This is a genomic window from Qipengyuania marincola, from assembly GCF_029688625.1.
Taxonomy (GTDB): domain Bacteria; phylum Pseudomonadota; class Alphaproteobacteria; order Sphingomonadales; family Sphingomonadaceae; genus Qipengyuania.
Window position 1 is genome coordinate 259012 of the sequence record NZ_JARULC010000001.1, and the last position, 16620, is coordinate 275631.

Annotated in this window: 11 protein-coding genes; 6 read left to right on the forward strand and 5 right to left on the reverse strand. The window is 64.2% G+C overall.

Annotation, left to right across the window (positions count from 1 at the left end; translation table 11 throughout):
* Positions 1 to 389: 389 nt before the first annotated feature.
* From P8Q88_RS01340 to P8Q88_RS01350, 3 genes are read right to left on the reverse strand one after another with little or no spacing between them, the layout of a single operon-like run.
* The gene (locus P8Q88_RS01340) at positions 390 to 1778 is read right to left on the reverse strand and encodes an efflux transporter outer membrane subunit (RefSeq protein ID WP_278322027.1); all 1389 of its coding nucleotides are present in this window, start codon (positions 1776 to 1778) and stop codon (positions 390 to 392) included.
* Entirely contained in the window at positions 1775 to 4879 is a 3105-nt protein-coding gene (locus P8Q88_RS01345; RefSeq protein ID WP_278322028.1) for an efflux RND transporter permease subunit, read from the reverse strand. Before P8Q88_RS01345 ends, P8Q88_RS01340 begins: the two co-directional genes overlap by 4 nt.
* Positions 4869 to 5960, reverse strand: coding sequence for an efflux RND transporter periplasmic adaptor subunit (locus tag P8Q88_RS01350; protein WP_278322029.1), 1092 nt, complete (start codon positions 5958 to 5960; stop codon positions 4869 to 4871). Before P8Q88_RS01350 ends, P8Q88_RS01345 begins: the two co-directional genes overlap by 11 nt.
* A 228-nt stretch (positions 5961 to 6188) precedes the next feature.
* On the opposite strand from P8Q88_RS01350, the gene moaC reads away from it, so the two are divergent.
* Both moaC and P8Q88_RS01360 read left to right on the forward strand, forming a co-directional pair.
* Complete coding sequence (gene moaC / locus P8Q88_RS01355) at positions 6189 to 6686, forward strand: cyclic pyranopterin monophosphate synthase MoaC (RefSeq protein WP_278322030.1); 498 nt, start codon at positions 6189 to 6191, stop codon at positions 6684 to 6686.
* The gene (locus P8Q88_RS01360) at positions 6676 to 8331 is read left to right on the forward strand and encodes an acyl-CoA dehydrogenase family protein (protein ID WP_278322031.1); all 1656 of its coding nucleotides are present in this window, start codon (positions 6676 to 6678) and stop codon (positions 8329 to 8331) included. Before moaC ends, P8Q88_RS01360 begins: the two co-directional genes overlap by 11 nt.
* Here the strand turns inward: P8Q88_RS01360 and P8Q88_RS01365 are convergent.
* A complete protein-coding gene (locus tag P8Q88_RS01365; protein ID WP_278322032.1) occupies positions 8328 to 8963 on the reverse strand; it encodes a TetR/AcrR family transcriptional regulator in 636 nt (211 codons plus the stop codon). The genes P8Q88_RS01360 and P8Q88_RS01365 overlap by 4 nt on opposite strands.
* A gap of 73 nt (positions 8964 to 9036) precedes the next feature.
* Between P8Q88_RS01365 and P8Q88_RS01370 the strand changes: the two genes are divergently transcribed.
* Genes P8Q88_RS01370 through P8Q88_RS01385 form a run of 4 tightly spaced genes read left to right on the forward strand, consistent with a single transcriptional unit; the run spans position 9037 to position 13316 of the window.
* Positions 9037 to 10173: an ABC transporter permease gene (locus P8Q88_RS01370; protein WP_278322033.1), complete on the forward strand. Its 1137-nt coding sequence runs from the start codon at positions 9037 to 9039 to the stop codon at positions 10171 to 10173.
* 11 nt (positions 10174 to 10184) lie between these two features.
* Positions 10185 to 10913 carry an ABC transporter ATP-binding protein gene (locus P8Q88_RS01375; protein ID WP_278322034.1) on the forward strand — a complete coding sequence of 243 codons (729 nt, stop codon included), beginning with the start codon at positions 10185 to 10187 and terminating at the stop codon, positions 10911 to 10913.
* A gap of 1 nt (position 10914) precedes the next feature.
* Complete coding sequence (locus tag P8Q88_RS01380) at positions 10915 to 11910, forward strand: efflux RND transporter periplasmic adaptor subunit (RefSeq protein ID WP_278322035.1); 996 nt, start codon at positions 10915 to 10917, stop codon at positions 11908 to 11910.
* Positions 11910 to 13316 carry an efflux transporter outer membrane subunit gene (locus P8Q88_RS01385; RefSeq protein WP_278322036.1) on the forward strand — a complete coding sequence of 469 codons (1407 nt, stop codon included), beginning with the start codon at positions 11910 to 11912 and terminating at the stop codon, positions 13314 to 13316. The genes P8Q88_RS01380 and P8Q88_RS01385 overlap by 1 nt, the downstream gene beginning before the upstream one ends.
* A gap of 88 nt (positions 13317 to 13404) precedes the next feature.
* On the opposite strand, the gene P8Q88_RS01390 is transcribed toward P8Q88_RS01385, so the two are convergent.
* The gene (locus P8Q88_RS01390; protein WP_278322037.1) at positions 13405 to 16386 is read right to left on the reverse strand and encodes a TonB-dependent receptor domain-containing protein; all 2982 of its coding nucleotides are present in this window, start codon (positions 16384 to 16386) and stop codon (positions 13405 to 13407) included.
* Positions 16387 to 16620: the final 234 nt, after the last annotated feature.

Below are 16620 nucleotides of genomic sequence, written 5' to 3' on the forward strand. Positions count from 1 at the left end.
CGCGCCCTGACATTTTGCGCGCAGGCCGTAAGCAGACCCACCAGCCTCGTTTGCCCACTCCTCACAATTTTCAGGGCGTAGATTTGCAAGGCTCGCCGTTCCGGTTCATCTCGAGTGCGCGTGTATTCTCGCGCACAGTTTGCACGAACGCTCCCGTCCGACCTGCCGTGAGTCCGCCCTGCTGTCCTCTCCGCTACGTCATTCCGCGCGGCCCGACACCAGCGCGACGAAGTGGTGGAGGCGTTCTTCTATCTCCACGTACGGGCGCTCCTAGCAGCGAGGGAGACCGTGATGCTCATCGGTGCGTGGGCTTCCTCGGTGCGAGCCAATCGTTCCTCATAGCCGCTTGCTCGCTTACGGTGCTGGCTGCGCAGATCCGGGCGCCATGCTCACATCGATGTCGGTTCGACCGTGGCCGCCGCATCGGCGCTGGCGGCGGCAGAATGCAGGGCTATGAACGCATTTGCCAGATCGGCCCGATTGTCGAGCAGGGACTGACGGCTGGCGATAAGCTGTCGCTGCGCGTCAAGCACATCGAACAGCGACGCCAGCCCCTCTCTGTAGAGCGCGTTCGACTGGCCTAATGCCGTCTCACTCTGTTCGATCGCTTCGGCGAGCGCGTCGGCACGCTGGCGATAGGCTGCAATCGCGACCAGTGCGTTCTCAGCCTCACCCAGCGCCAGAAGAAACGCTTGCCGATAATCTGCGAGGCTTGCGTCAAGCTCGGCGCGCGCAGCCTCGATCTCCGCGCGGCGCCGCCCGCCATCGAATAGCGGCAGGTCAAGCGCGGCGCCGAGCGTGGCGATAAAACTCGAGAATAGTCCGTCGAGCGAACCGTCACCGATCAGGATCGAACCGGGCACCACCAGCGAGGGACGCAGATCGGCCTCTTCGACACCTACCTGCGCAGCGGCGGCGGCCAGTCGCGCCTCGGCGGCGAGCACATCGCCGCGGCGGCGCAGCAGGTTCGCGGGACCGCCGATCGGCGGTCCTCGGCCGTAATCGGGGATTGCGCTGTCCCCGACCGCCGGTGCCGGAATCTCGAGCGTGCCGGGCGCTTCGCCAAGCAGCACGGCGAGCGTGTATTTCGCCTCGGCACGGGCGACTTCGATCAACCCGAGTCGCGCTTGCGTCTGCGCGAGGTCGGCGGCTGCGCGGCGCACATCGAGATTTGCCGAAAGCCCGGCTTCGAAGCGCAACGTGACGATCCGCAGCGTCTGGCGCTGAAGCTCGGTCGACTCCTCCAGCAAGGCAAGCTGGGCGCCAGTCCGGCGGTATTCGACATATTGCGCTGCGATCGCCGCCGCGACCAGTCGGCGCTGGTCCGACCTCAGGTAATCCGCTTCGGCATAGCGTGCGGTGGCAAGCCTGATTTCCGCCCCCAGCCTACCGGACAGGTCCGGATTGAAACTGCCGAACAGGCCGCCCCCCACCGTCGCGCGCGCACCGCCGTCGTCGGCTTCCACGCCCAGTTCCGCCGCGCCATCGATTGTCGGCAGGCGGTCGGCCCGCTCGGCACGCAGCAACGCTTCAGCAGCACGCAAGCGGTCGCTGGAAGCGGCAATATCCAGATTGGCGGCGAGGCCGCGTGCGATCAGCTCATCGAGTACCGGGTCGGAAAACGCCCGCCACCAGACTTCGTCGAGTCCCGCCGCCGGCAAGTCTGCAGAATAATCGACCGGTACGGCGATCGCGGCATCGGGCATCTCGATCGCCTTGCCCGCGCAACCCGCAAGCAAGAGGCCGCATGCCGAAAGGGCGATCCTCCCGATCATCATGCCGGCGCCATCGTCATGTCTTCGTCGACATCATCGATTTCCTCGCGGAGCTTTGCCAGGTCGACGCTGCGCGGCTGCCCGAAGCGCGCGATTGCCAGATAGATTACCGGGGTCAGAAACAGCGTGAAGAAGCCGGCAATGCCGAGCCCGCCGAAAATGACCCAACCGATGGACTGGCGCGCCTCGGCCCCGGCACCCGATGCAAGGATCAGGGGGACCGCGCCGATGACAGTCGAGATCAGCGTCATGCCGATCGGACGCAGCCGGATCGCCGCAGCTTCCTCTGCAGCTTCGCGTACCGTGCGCCCCTGATGCCGGAGCTGGTCGGCGAATTCGACGATCAGGATGCCATTCTTGGCCATCAATCCGATCAGCATGACGAGGCCGATCTGCGAATAGATGTTGAGCGAGACTCCCGAGAGGAACAGCGCGAGGATTGCGGCGGCCAGCGCAAAGGGCACGGTGAACAACACGACCAGTGCGCTGGTGAGGCTTTCGAACTGCGCGACCAATACAAGGAAGATGATCACGAGCGCGAAGAGATAGGTCATCAGCACATCGTTCGATGTTTCCTCGAGGCTTTCCGCCTCGCCCTGGAGCAGCATGTCGATGTCGTCCGCCACGGTTTCGGCGGCGAGCCGTTCGATCTCGTCGATCGCGTCCTGCAGCGGCACGCCTTCGGTAATATTTGCTTCGACTTCGATCGCGCGGCGCTGCTCGGTGCGGTCGAGCTCCGCCGCGACGCCCTCTTCGACGATGCGGGTGATGCTCGACATCGGCACCAAGCCCCCATTCCGGGTCCGCACATAGAGATTGCGAAGATCCGAAGGGTTGGTCACCGCGACCGTTTCCGACGTCAGGAAAATCGGTACCGCCTGGTCGCCCACATTGAGATCGACGATGTCGTCCCCGCCGATCATCGCACGCAGTGTCTGCGCCAGGTCGTCCAGATCGACCCCGAGGTCAGCTGCGCGCTGGCGATCGATCTGTACCGAAAGCTGCGGCTGCGTTGGCTGGTACGAGATATCGGGGTTCGAAAGGATGTCCGAACCGGTATCGATCGCTTCGCTGAGCGCCAGTGCCGAACGGAAGATGTTGTCATATTCCCCGCCGGTCAGCGCGATTTCGATCGTGCCGCCGCCCCCGCCGCCGAAGCTCAGCGTGCCGCGACCGCGCGCATTGGTTCGCGATCCGGGAATCTCGCGCAGGGGCTCGTTCAATTCCTCCACGATCTCCGTCTGGCTGCGATCGCGCTCGCTCCAGTCTGCAAGTTGCGCCGTCACACGGACACGATTGGGATCATACCGCCCGACAATCGAGAAGGTGCTCTGGATTTCGCCACTGTCGAGGTAGGGCTGGAGCACGACCTCGATCTCGTCCATCTCGCGGTCCATGAAGTCGAGGCCCACGCCGTCAGGACCGGTGGCATCGATCTCGACCACGCCGCGGTCCTCGTCCGGCACCAGTTCGGAATCGAGCTGAAGATAGAGCAGGCCGGTAACCGCCGCGATGGCCACCGCTCCGCCGATGACAATTTGGCCATGGTCGAGGCAGCGGCGCAGCAGGCTCGTGTAACGCTCGCGCAACCTGGCTCCGAAGCGCGTCAAGCGGCCGGACGCGTCCTCGGCGCTCGTGAGGTCGAACTTGGCCGCGAGAGCCGGGACGAGCGACAGCGCGACGAAGGAAGAGATAATCACTGCGACCGAGAGCACGAAGCCGAATTCGCGGAACAGCCGACCGGCTTGCGAGGGGAGGAAGCTGATCGGCAGGAACACCGAGACCAGCACCGCCGTCGTCGCAATCACGGCAAAGAACACCTGCCGCGTGCCGACTACCGCCGCGGCGCGTCGCCCAAGCCCTTTGTTCTGAAGCCGCTGCGTGTTTTCCAGCACCACGATCGCGTCGTCGACGATCAGCCCGGTCGCGAGTACCAGGGCTAGCAGGGTAAGCAGATTGATGGAAAAACCCATGACCCAAATGCCGGCGAGCACGCCGATCAGTGCAACCGGGATCGTGGTGCTGGGGATCAGCGTCGGCCGCCAGGCGCGGAAGAACAGCAGCATCGTCCCGATCACCACCAGAATGGTAAAGGCAAGAGTGATCAGCACTTCGCGGACCGAGATTTCGATGAAGTCGGCATCGTCGGAGACCACGCTTATTTCGAGACCCTGATACCGCGCTGCAATCCGATCGACCGAGGCGCGGATCGCTTCGGAAATCTCGATCGTATTGGAACTCGCCTGCCGAACCACGCCCAGGCCTACAATCGGGCGGCCGTCGAGCCTGACAAAGTTGGTCGCATCCGCTGGTGCCAGTGTCACTTCCGCGACGTCGCCAACCCGGGTCGTCCCGTCAATAATGACTTCGCGGACGAGGTCGGGGTTGGTCGCGCTGGCATCGGCGCGTACGACCAGTTCCTGCGCATCCGAACGAAAGGATCCCACGGGCACGTCGTATGGTGCGCGCTCGAGCGCGCTAGCGACATCGCTCATGGTCAGACCGAACCGGTTTAGGCGGGCCGGATCGACCGAAACCCGCATCTGCAGGGCACGGGTGCCGAACTGATCGATGCTGGCCACCCCTTCGGCGGTCAGGAGTTCGGGTATCACGTCGTTTTCGACCACACGCGTCAGTTCGGCCTCGCCGTAACGGGCGCTCGACACAGCCAGGATCATGATCGGCTGGGCGTCGGCATCGGCCTTGACGATATTGACCTGCTCGACGCGGTCGGGGAGATCGCGGGTCACCCGGCTGACGGCTTCGCGCACGTCCGAGGCCGCAGTGTCCAGATCCACCCCGGGATTGAATTCGGCACGTATGCGGGTGTTGTTCTCCTCGCTCGACGAATTGATCTGGCGGACGCCGGTGACACGCGCGACGGCATCCTCGAGGACGCTCGTGACTTCGCTGTCCATCGTTTCGGGCGCCGCGCCCGGAAGCGAAGCGGTGATCGACACGATCGGGCGGTCGACATTGGGCAGTTCGCGCACTTCGATTCCGGCAAATGCCGCCAGACCGGCGATCACGATCAGCAGGTTGAGCACGCCCACCAGCAGCGGTCGCTTGACCGCGAGCATCGGTAGGTCGGACTTATCCGCCATCTTGGCCGTCATTGGCTTCGGACGCCTGCCGCAATTCGACGTCGGCCTCGGGGGCAGTGACCGGGCGCACCAGCCGGATCGCCTGGCCGTCGCGGATTTTCTGTACGCCCTCGACGATGACCCGGTCACTATCCTGGAGCGCGCCGTCGACCAGAGCCAGACCGTCACGGCGCGAGGTAATGGTCACCGGCACTCTGGCAGCCTCGCCGTCGCGCACCACGAAGAGGTGCGAGCCTTCGCCGCCCCATACGATCGCCTCTTCCGCGACTGCGGCGCGGGTGACGTCGTTGCGGGTGAATCTCACGCGGAAGCTCATGCCGGGGCGGAAACGGTCGCCCGTGTTGGCGATTGCTGCGCGCACGACGAAATTGCGGCTGTCGCTGGCGATACGAGAATCGGTCGACACGATGCGGGCATCGATCGGGTTGTCCGGATCGGAGAACGCCGCAACTTGCACCACCTGCCCTTCGCGCAGCGTCGCGAACACTTCCTCTGGCGCGGGAAAGTCGATGTAGAGCCGGCTGCGCTGGTCGATCTGCGCAATTGGCGTGGCATCGCTCACCCGGTCGCCCGGATCGATCTCGGTAAGACCGATGTGCCCGGAAAACGGCGCGCGGATCACCCGATCCGCCAACTCGGCTTGCGCCTGGCGCAATGCCACCTGCGCGGAAGACAGTGCGGTTTCGCCCGCTTCGATCTGGCTTTCGGAAATTGCGCCGGTATCCTCGATCCGGCGATAGCGACCCAGCAGTTGCTCGGCTTCGAGCACCTGTACGCGCGCTGCATCGACCGCTAGCCGCTCCTGCCGCGCATCGAGCTGGAGCAGCGGCTGGCCCGCGCGGACAAAGTCGCCGGCCGAGAACATCACACGGACCACACGGCCCGCGCTTTCGGGATAAATCTCGGCGGACGTTACGGCCCGGGCTGTTCCGATCGCTTCGACTTCTACCTGCTCGGGAAGGAAACGGACATCTTCGGCAACCACCGGGACGGCTTCCTCGTCGCGCTCGCCACTTTCGGATGAACAGGCGGCAAGAAGAACCGCGCCCAACATGCCGAGCGATCGATTGAGGAAAGTCATCGGCCTTGCCGTAAAGAAGTGTGGTGATTAGCAAAAGCTAAAAGCTGCAGGAATTTGCGCTTACTCTGATCGTAGCGGGACAGCGACCTTGCGGATTTGGGTGGCGGCGTGCCTCGCCTCTCTCGATGCAAACCGTTTGCGACGGGGGCATTGCTTTTCTGCGCGGCGCATTCGGCCGGATGCGGGAAAAGCTTGGCGAAAGCGGTCACGGCGGGCAGGGTGGGGCACATGACGGGTCTGACCCATATCGATGATGATGGCCGGGCGCGCATGGTGGATATTTCCGGCAAGCCTGCGAGCCATCGTACCGCTGTCGCACGCGGTCTCCTGCGCTGTGCCGTGTCGACGCTCGAGGCGGTCGAGCGCGGGGAAACGCCCAAGGGTGCGGTCATCTCCACGGCTGAACTCGCCGGCATCATGGCGGCCAAGCGCACCGCCGACCTTATCCCGATGTGCCATCCCCTGCCGCTCGCCAAGGTGGGCGTCAGGATTGCCATCGATCGCGCATGCCCCGGTTTCCGGATAGAGGCCGAGGTAAAAACCACGGGGCAGACCGGTGTCGAGATGGAGGCCCTTACCGCTGTTACCGTTGCAGGGCTCACTCTGTACGACATGCTTAAGGCGATCGACCGGACCATGACGCTCGATACAGTGCAGGTCGTGCGCAAGACTGGTGGAACAGGGGGAGACTGGACGTCCGATGGGGGACCGCGGGATGCACGCTGAACGGAACCTTCTCATGCAGGCAGAAGGGGCTTGCGAGGCGGTACGGGCCTATCTCGATGACGTGCGCGACAAGGTCGCAGCGGCAGTGACGCAGGAGGGTCGTATCGACCCTGCGGCGCTGGAGCGCGAACAGCGCATGGTGCATGGGTTCGCATGGGCGCAGACCTTGCTCGCCGGACTGGAGGCCGGGCTCGATTGGGCGCGGCGCGGGCAGGCGTGCGGTCGGTTCGGCGAGATGGAAGATCTGGTGCTGCACATCGCGTTCGGCGAATATTGCGGGCAGCTGCTCGGGGGGCTCCCCATGAGCCAGTCCGAAATCGTCCGCCCGGCAGACTTCGACGCCGTCGACGCGGCCGAACATCTGCGTGGCGATCACAACGTCGTCCGCTTTCTGGAAACCGGCAACACCGCGGCAAATCGATGGCGCCTTGCGGAATTGGTGGCCGAGGGCGCGCGGCCCGATGAAAGTCTCGACGACGAGACGCTCGACCTCATCCGCGATCAGTTTCGCGCTTTCACGGCGGAAGCCATCGCGCCCCACGCCCATGCATGGCACCTTGCCGACGCGCTGATCCCCGCAGAGGTCGTCGAGCGCATGGCCGATCTCGGCGTCTTCGCGATCTGTATCGATGAGCAATATGGCGGGCTCGGACTGGGCAAGCTCGCGATGTCGGTCGTCTCTGAGGAATTGTCGCGCGGGTGGATTTGCGCGGGCTCGCTTGGCACGCGCTCGGAGATCGCCGGAGAGCTGATCGGCAAGAACGGCACCGAGGACCAGAAGGCACGCTGGCTGCCCGGACTGGCCGATGGCTCGATCCTGCCGACGGCGGTGTTTACCGAGCCGGACACTGGATCGGATTTGGCCGCGGTGCGCACCAGAGCCGTGCGACAGAGCGACGGCAGCTGGGAAATCCACGGCGCGAAGACGTGGATCACGCATGCCGCGCGGGCCGACCTGATGACGGTCATGGCGCGCACCGACCCCGCAGATGCCGGCTATGGCGGCCTCTCCATGCTGATTGCCGAAAAGGCTCGCGGGGATGATGTGGTGCGCTTCCCCGATCATGGGCTTTCCGGTGAAGAGATCGAGGTGCTTGGCTATCGCGGGATGAAGGAATACTCGCTCGGCTTCGATGGGTTCAAGGTGGCAGAGCATGGCCTGCTTGGCGGAGCCGAGGGCCAGGGTTTCAAACAGCTCATGCAGACCTTCGAGGGCGCTCGCATCCAAACGGCCGCCCGTGCTGTCGGGGTTGCCTGGAATGCGTTCGACCTCGCACTGCAATATGCGCTCGATCGCAAGCAGTTCGGCAAGCCGATAGCATCGTTCCCGCGCGTGTCCGACAAACTGGCGCTGATGCTGGCCGAGATCGTGATTGCGCGCGAGCTCACCTATTCTGCGGCGCGGCACAAGGACAGGGGGGAGCGCTGCGATATCGAGGCGGGCATGGCCAAGCTGCTCGCCGCTCGCGTAGCCTGGAGCGTGGCTGACAATGCCGTCCAGATTCACGGCGGCAATGGCTATGCCATGGAATACGAGATCAGCCGCGTCCTGTGCGATGCGCGCATCCTCAACATTTTCGAGGGCGCGGCGGAAATCCAGGCGCAGGTAATCGGGCGCGGGTTGTTGCGGTCGCAGGTCGGTTAGCAGTCGCCGCTGGTCGCATAGGCCCGGCAGAAAACTTCGACGGCCCCCTCGATCCGTTCGCGATTGCGTCTGGCGTCGATCGGTTGACCGAAGCGCCGGTCGAGATCGCCCATGCCCTTGCACATGCTGGCAAATTGCTCGGCGGCAAGTTCGGGATCGTCGACCTTCAGTTCGCCTGCTTCGTTGAGCGCTGCAATAAGCGCGCTGAACGCCTTCTTCATGCGATGTGGGCCTGCAGTCAGAAACGCTTTTCCTATCTCTGGCTCATGTTCGGTTTCGGCCGCGATGCGCCGTTCGAACTGGACCATTTCATCGCGCGACAGGAACGCTACCATCGCCTCGCCGATGGCCAGCAGGCGCTCTCGCAAGGTCCCGCGCGGCATCTCCCCGATCGAGAAATGGCCGCGCATCATCTCGCACTGAGTCTCGACCGAGGCGACGAACAAGCCGCGCTTGTCCCCGAAATGATTGTAAACAGTGACCTTGGAAACGCCGGCATCGGCGGCCACCTGCTCGATCGAGGTCCCTGCAAAACCCAGATCGAAGAAAGCGCGCGTCGCGGCAGCGACAATCGCGTCACGCTTGGCCGTATCGACCGGCCTGCCTCCTCTCCTGTGTGGAACGCTTGACAAAGTGAACGGCCCCGTTCAGTTGAACGCCTGCGTTCAGTAATGGACGAGTCGCAATCGGAAGGCAAGCAGCCGCATGATCTGGATCGCAATCCGCATGCTCACCGGGGATGCCCAGAAGTTCTACGGGCTGGTCTTCGGCATCGCCTTTTCCACTCTGCTCATCACCCAGCAGCTGACCATCTTCGTCAATCTGATCGAGCGTGGGGCGAGCGGTACGTACAATGTGTCGAGCGCGGATGTCTGGGTGATGGACCCGGTCAGCCGGACGACCGACGTCAATTTTCCGATGCCTTCGACCGCACTGGACAAGGTCCGCAGTGTCGAGGGTGTCGAATGGGCCGTGCCGCATTTGCGTGCGGGGGCGAGCGTGAGGACCGGCGAAGGCGACCTGGAAGGGGTCTCCGTCATCGGTGTCGACGATGCGACGCTGATCGGTTTGCCAAAGCGCATGGTCGAGGGCAGCGCGGATGTCCTGTCACAGCCTGACAGCGTCATCATCGACGACGTCGGCGTGACCCGCATGTTCGAGGATGGCACGTCGCCAATCGGCGAACGACTCGAGCTCAATGACCAACGCGCCATCATCCGTGGCATCGCCGATGCGATCCCCAGCTTCACCAGCCAGGTGACGCTCTATACGAAATACAGCCAGGCACTGCGTTACGTGCCGGGCACGCGTAACCGCCTGTCGTTTGTTCTCGTCGGGGCGGAGCATGGTATCTCGCCCCAGGACCTCACGCGTCGGATCGAGCAGCAGACCGGCTTGCGCGCCCGCACTCGCGACGAATTCGCGCAGGACGGGGTCGACTTCATCATCCAGAACACCGGCATTCCGCTCAATTTCGGGATCACGGTGATGCTTGGCTTCATCGTCGGCGTTGCCATCGTAGGGCTGACCTTCAGCCTGTTCATCCGCGACAACATCAAACAGTTCGGCGCGCTGAAGGCGATCGGCGTTACCAACGGCAAGATCCGCCGCATGGTCGCGGCGCAGGCAGGGCTGGTGGGCCTGATCGGGTACGGGCTGGGCGTGCTTGGCACAGTACTGTTCATCTGGGGCTTCTCTGGCAACCCGACATTCAAGGGCTTTTACATTCCCTGGCAGATCCCGCTGATCAGCATGGCGGCAGTGTTCGTCATCCTGGCGTTGACCGGCTGGCTGGCGTTGCGCAACGTGCTCAAGACAGAGCCGGCATCGGTGTTCCGCTGATGGCCGAAACGATGGATCAGCACAAACGCACCGAGGCAACGCAGGCCGCGATCTGTTCGCGCGGGGTCACGCGCGACTTCAAGGCGGGCCAGCAGACGATCACCGTCCTGCACGGCATCGACGTCGATATCCGCGCCGGCGAACTGACTTACGTTGTCGGGGAAAGCGGGTCGGGCAAGACAACCCTGATCTCGATCATGTGCGGCATTCTCTGGCCGACCGAAGGCGAAGTGAAGGTCTTCGGCACCGACATTTACGACCTGAGCGACACCGAACTGGTCGAATTCCGCCTCAACAACATCGGTTTCATCTTCCAGCAGTACAATCTGATCCCCTCGATCGATGCCGCCAACAATGCCGCCGTTCCCCTGATTGCGCAGGGCATGGACCGGCTGGAGGCTCGCGAGAAGGCGGTCGCGATGCTGGAGAAACTCAATATCGGCGACCAGGCCGACAAGTTGCCGAGTCAGCTTTCGGGCGGGCAGCAGCAACGCGTCGCCATCGCCCGCGCACTCGTGCACGAACCGCGCCTTGTGGTCTGCGACGAGCCGACCGCCGCACTCGATGCAGCCTCCGGGCGCAAGGTCATGGACCTCTTGCGCGAAGTGGCGGTCGCCGAAGATCGCGCCTGCATCATCGTGACCCACGACAACCGTGTTTTCGACCTCGCCGACCGTATCCTCGTGCTCGAGGACGGTCGCATCACTCACGACGGCGCCGAAATGCCGGAAGGACACTGACATGAAATTCGACCTTCGGAACGCGAGTTTCTCCCGCCGGATCCTGCCATTGCTGGCCGTTGTCGGATTGGTGATCGCGGCCTTCTTTATCTTTTCGGGCTTGCCCGATCGCGAGCTGACCGAGCCCGAACGCGAGCCGCCGCGCGCGCCAGATGCCATGGCGGAGGAAGCGCGCGTCGCGGGGGCGGGCATCGTCGAACCGTCCAGCGAACTGGTGCAGATCGGCTCTGCCCTGTCGGGCCTGGTCACCGGACTGTTCGTGGAGCCGGGCGATCGCGTCGGGGAGGGGCAGCCGCTGTTCACCGTCGACGATCGCGCCACCCGCGCCGCCCTACGCGAGGCGCAGGCCGCGATCGCAGAGGCCCGCGCCTCCATCGCCGAGGCACAGAGCGCTCGCGCGACGGCTTCGCGCCAGCTTTCGCTCTACCGCAATGTCGACGATCCGGCAGCCGTCAGCCGCGCCGAGGTCATCCGGGCCGAAGGGGAAGCCGCCGCGGCGAATGAACGCCTGCAACTGGCGCGCGCGCGGCTGGAGGCGGCCGAAGCGCGCGCGAATACCGCACGCACGGAGCTTGGCCGTCTGACCGTCCGCGCTCCGATCGCCGGGGAAATCCTCGCGGTGAATATCCGCAAGGGCGAGTATGTCTCGACCATGGGGGGCGGCAATGCTCAGCCGTTCATCGAGATGGGGCAGACCCAGCCGCTCTATGTTCGCATCGACATCGATGAGGAACAGGCCGCACGCGTCGCAATGGGGGCCAACGCCATCGTCAGCCCGCGTGGCGCAGCCGAACGGCGCGTCACCGCCAGTTTCGTGCGCGCCGAACCGCTGGTCGTGCCCAAGCGGTCGCTCACCAATTCCGCACAGGAACGGGTCGACGTGCGCGTGCTCCAGATACTCTACGAGCTTCCGGAAGCCGACGGCCTGTTCAGGGTCGGACAGCAGGTGGACGCCTATATTCCCGCACGCACTTCGGCGGCAGAGCGAGACCAGTGATGCTTCGCAGCCTCCTCGCTGCGGCAAGCGCCCTTACACTGGCCGCCTGCGTTGCCGGGCCTCCGCCCGAAATCGCGACGCCGGTCCCGGTGCTGCCCGCCGAATTCCTTTACGAGCCCGATACCGCGACAGCGGCGGACCTTGCCGATCTCCTGCCGCTACGGGACCCTGCCTTCGATACGCTCGCGGCGCAGGGCCTGGCGGGATCGCCAACGCTGGCCGAAGCGGCGGCTCGGATAGAGCAGGCAAGGGCCGGGGCCGACCGCGCGGGAGCAGAGCGATTGCCACGGATCGGGGCCAATGCATCGGTCACCGGACAGCGCATCAATCCTGCCCAGTTCGGCGGCGCGCTGCCCCCCGGCATCTCGATCGACACCGAGCAGGTCACCTACGCCGCGAATCTTACCGCAGGTTGGGACCCCGATATCTTCGGGCGCTTGCGGGCGCAGCAACGCGCGGCCCTTGCCAGGGTCGATGCTGCCAGCGCCACCGCGCGCGGCGTCCGCATTGCGCTGATCGCCGAGATCGCCGCCACCGTCATCGACTGGCGCACGCTGTCCGCCCGCGAGGCCGAATTGCAGGATGATCTCGCCTCTGCCGAGGAACTCGCGCGGCTGGCCGGCGTGCGGGAACGCGCCGGGATCGCGCCGGGCTTCGACCGCGTGCGTGCCGAAAGCGCGGCCAGCTCCTCGCGCAGCCGCCTTGCGGCTCTCGAAAGCGAGCGGGTAAGGCTCGTCGGGCGGCTGGTGACCCTGACCGCACAGCCGGCCTCGCAGGTTCGCGCCGCCCTGTTGCAGGGGCCTGCGCCCAGCGAAGCGAGCCCCGTCCCCGCGGCATTGCCATCAAGCCTGCTCGTCAATCGCCCGGATATCCTTGTCGCCGCCGCAAATCTGGCCGCCGAGGATGCCGAGCTTGCGGCAACGGCCAGGCGACGCTTTCCGGTCTTCGACCTGTCCGCCGCGCTCGGTCTGCTTGCCTTCAGTCCCGGCGATCTCTTCGACAGCGATTCCATCGTCGGCTCTCTGGTGGCCGCAGTTGCGGCGCCGCTTGTCGATTTCGGGCGGATAGAGGCCGAAATCGCCGGGGCAGCAGCCGCAAAGAGGGCCGCATACGAGGCTTATCGCAATGCCGTTTTCACGGGACTTGGCGATGCGGAGGCGGGCTACGGCCTGGTTGCGAGCGCCGATGCCGAAGCCGTCGCAGCGGCGCGAGAGGCCAATCAGCTGCAGCGCGCCGCGCGGCTGGCCAACACTCGCTATGAAGCCGGTTTGAGCGATTTCCTGACGGTGCTCGAGGCGCGCAGGGCCGCCGATGCGAGTGGCGAGCGGGCCGCGGCTGCGGCTGGGCGAGCCGATCGTGCGCGCGTGATCCTGTGGCAGGCCCTGGGTGGCGGCGACCTTCCCTGACCCGCTCGTTTGTCGGGCAGCTTGCTAACGAAAAAGGCCCGGAGCGCGATGCTCCGGGCCTTTTCTTTCGGTTGCTCGGTTCGCGCGTCTAGAAGCGGGCGCGAATGCCGAAGCGATAGTTGCGACCGATCGCATTACCGATGAACGGGTTGAAGCTCAGCGGCAGCTGCGCCTCTGCCGGTTCGGCATCGGTGAAGTTTTCGATCGCCGCCTGCAGCTGGAGATCGGCACCCGCAATCGCAAGATCATAGGTCAGAGCGATGTCGTGCTGGGTATAGGAACCGCTCTCCACACCGAAGTCCGTCCCCACACCGTCCGCCGTGCTGAAGCATGGGCTGCGCAGCGAACCGTCGGGATTGACGCAGCGGTCGTCGGTCACGCCATCGATATGCACCAGCGAGTAACGCGCATTGAAATCGCCGAAACGCAGGTTGGCGAAGGCATTGGCGCGCCATTCGGGCACCGTATTGGGATCGCGGAAGTAGTTGCCGAGGCCGACCGCATCGTAGGCTTCCAGCACGACCACGTCCTGCACGACGAAATCATCGAACTTGTATTCGAGATTGTACACCGCGTTGCCGCCGAAGGAGAACCGGGCGGTATCCCCGATCGGAATGCCGACATTCAGCGCGAAGTCGAGGCCAGATACCTTCACGTCGGGGCCGTTCACGAAGTCGGTCCGAACGCGGCTGATGTCGAGGCCGGTGGTCGTTCCCTGGATACACTGATTGCCGGAGAAGGTGATCAGATTGACCAAAGGGCTCGAACAGTCGACCGGCAGGGTTCCGGTGGTCTGGTTGTTGCCGACGAGGCTGGCGATCGCATTGCCCGGTGTGGTCGTGATGCGATCCTCCAGATCGATCGACCAATAGTCGACCGAGAAGGTCAGATCGGCCCCGCCAAGGGGGGCATCGAAGATCGCACCCACGTTCCAGGTGAAGGCGGTTTCCGGTTCGAGGTTGGTCGGGTTGCCGAAGATATCCTTCGACTTGTAGTTGCCGCCCGCCGCGGTGAAGCCTTCCAGCGCCGTCACGAAGTTCGGCGAGACGTTGGACGCCAGCGGACCGCGGAAGGTGGTGCCGACCGAACCGCGCAGCGTCAGCCAGTCGGTCGCCTCGAACCGCAGCGAACCCTTCGGATTGATGGTCGAACCGATCGGATCGCCGTAATCCTCGAAACGGATGGCAGCGGCCAGCTCGATACGGTCGGTGATCGGCGCGTTCAGCTCGCCGAAGAAAGCGTAGACGCTTTGCGAAAGTCGCGCGGGACGCGAACCGCCGAGGAAGATGAACGGTCCGACGCCTTCGGTGCTGGTGCCGACGCAGCTCGTATCGCCCTCGATGAAGCAGGGGTTGATGTCGACGTTGGACTCGTCGTTCAGCGGGCGGGAGCTGAATTCATTGTCGCGCACCTGTGCGCCGACCGCGAATGCCAGTGGACCGCCGCTGAACTCGATGCCGGTCTCACCCGACAGGACGAGGTCGAGGACGACCTGCTGTTCGTATTCGCGCGTGCCGTTCGGCACCTGCAGCCAGGCGACCAGTTCTGCGCTGTTCTCCGCGCCCGGCACGTAAAAGGGATTGGCGATGTTATAGGTGCCATTACCCGGTCCGGCGTTGACGAAGGGATTGAAATACTGGCAGCCGTTGGCACCCGGCGTCGTACCGGTACAGTCCGGGCCGCCGAAACCGTTAAGCGCGGCCTGCAGGCGCGAACCGATGATGCCTGGCGCGAAGAAAGTCCGGCGCGATTCCCAGTAGGTGCCGTCGACTTCCAGCCGCAGCGTCGAGTTGATGTCCCAATCGAAGCCGCCGCTGATGCGCCATGCGTCGTTCGAGGCGAAGCCGGTGCCCGCACCGCGATCCGGGTCACGCGGATTGCCGAGGAAACCGAACGGGCGGTAAAGCACGTTGGTCACAGCGAACACAGGGTTGGTGGCGGTGCCTTGCGGAAGCCCGACCTGGTCGAGGAAGGTGGCGACGCCAGGGTTCGCGGGCGAGGTGCTGAAAGCGCTGACGAAGCCCGAACCGCGCGGACCCTGCGTCGGCGGGAAGGCAGGTGAATAGTTCAGCGATTCGAGATCGCTACGTGACCACATAGCATCGGCTTGGAACCGGACATTGTCCGCAAGGTCGACTGTGAATTGGCCGAACACCTGATAGCGATCTTCATCTTCGGTGATGTTGTCGAAGGGCACGTAGGTAAAATAGCATCGCCCGATTGCGATCGTGCCGCCCAATTCCTCGCAGCCCACGTCGCGGGCGATGCTGGTGCTCGGCGTGAGCGTTGCCAGATCGAGATAGGTGACTGCGAACAGGCCGGGCGTCGCCAGCGCCGAATAGGCCGACGGGTTGGTCTGGTAGCCCACATTCACAAAGTCGCGCTCAAGCGTGCCGAGTTCCGAACGATGTTGCCAGCCGGCGCCGAACACTAGGTTCGCATCGTCACCCAGCTCGAAGCCAACGAGGCCGCTGAGACTGTAATTGTCGTCCGATCCGTCGATCAGGTTGTAGTCGGCCTGAACTTCCACGCCCGTGAAGGTCGAACGGGTGATGAAGTTCGCCACGCCAGCGATGGCATCGGAGCCATAGGTCGCCGCAGCGCCGTCCTTGAGCAGTTCGATCCGTTCGAGCGCGAAGAGCGGAATAAGTTGCGTATCCACGAAGCCCGACCCCGGCGACTGGATCGTACGCTTGCCGTTGACCAGTACCAGCGTGCGCTGGGCCCCGAGACCGCGCAGGTTGAGCGAACCGACACCCTGGAAGCCCTGCGCGTCAGTGGAGAACTGGTTGGTATCGCCGAGCGTCGCGCCGACCGAGGGCAGCTCCTTGATGAATTCGAGCGGGCTGTCGACGCCCTGCTCCGCGAGGTCGTCGGCAGTGAACACGTCCACCGGCAGCGCGGCATCTTCAGGTGTGCCACGAATGAACGAGCCCGTCACGACGATGCGGTCGTCCTCCTCATTGGCACCGGCGGTTTCAGGAGCCTGTTGCGCGATAGCGGGTGCTGCTGTCAGAGTAGAAATTGCAAGCGCACCGAAGGCGCACCTGTGGCGCAAACCAATCGTCATGATCTCTCTCCCTCTCAGGCCGCGCGTTTCGCACGTACCCTCCACTCGAAAGTGAATTACGGAATCAATCGGAAGCCAAGGTTAAGGCGCAATTTTCTAACAAGTCGAACTCAATTGCCGTACCTGTGTTTCAAAAAAGTCGCAGATAAGTGGCGACCATCGTTCTGCTCTTTTGCGATGAGGGCAAAGGAAAAGGCCCGGCATCGCGTGATGCCGGGCCTTGAAAGGTCTTCG

Excerpts from the sequence above, each read along its gene's own strand:
- P8Q88_RS01340 (WP_278322027.1), bottom strand. The coding sequence starts at position 1,778 with ATGATGATCGGGAGGATCGCCCTTTCGGCATGCGGCCTCTTGCTTGCG.
- P8Q88_RS01345 (WP_278322028.1), bottom strand. The coding sequence starts at position 4,879 with ATGGCGGATAAGTCCGACCTACCGATGCTCGCGGTCAAGCGACCGCTG.
- P8Q88_RS01350 (WP_278322029.1), bottom strand. The coding sequence starts at position 5,960 with ATGACTTTCCTCAATCGATCGCTCGGCATGTTGGGCGCGGTTCTTCTT.
- moaC (WP_278322030.1), top strand. The coding sequence starts at position 6,189 with ATGACGGGTCTGACCCATATCGATGATGATGGCCGGGCGCGCATGGTG.
- P8Q88_RS01360 (WP_278322031.1), top strand. The coding sequence starts at position 6,676 with ATGCACGCTGAACGGAACCTTCTCATGCAGGCAGAAGGGGCTTGCGAG.
- P8Q88_RS01370 (WP_278322033.1), top strand. The coding sequence starts at position 9,037 with ATGATCTGGATCGCAATCCGCATGCTCACCGGGGATGCCCAGAAGTTC.
- P8Q88_RS01375 (WP_278322034.1), top strand. The coding sequence starts at position 10,185 with ATGGATCAGCACAAACGCACCGAGGCAACGCAGGCCGCGATCTGTTCG.
- P8Q88_RS01380 (WP_278322035.1), top strand. The coding sequence starts at position 10,915 with ATGAAATTCGACCTTCGGAACGCGAGTTTCTCCCGCCGGATCCTGCCA.
- P8Q88_RS01385 (WP_278322036.1), top strand. The coding sequence starts at position 11,910 with ATGCTTCGCAGCCTCCTCGCTGCGGCAAGCGCCCTTACACTGGCCGCC.
- P8Q88_RS01390 (WP_278322037.1), bottom strand. The coding sequence starts at position 16,386 with ATGACGATTGGTTTGCGCCACAGGTGCGCCTTCGGTGCGCTTGCAATT.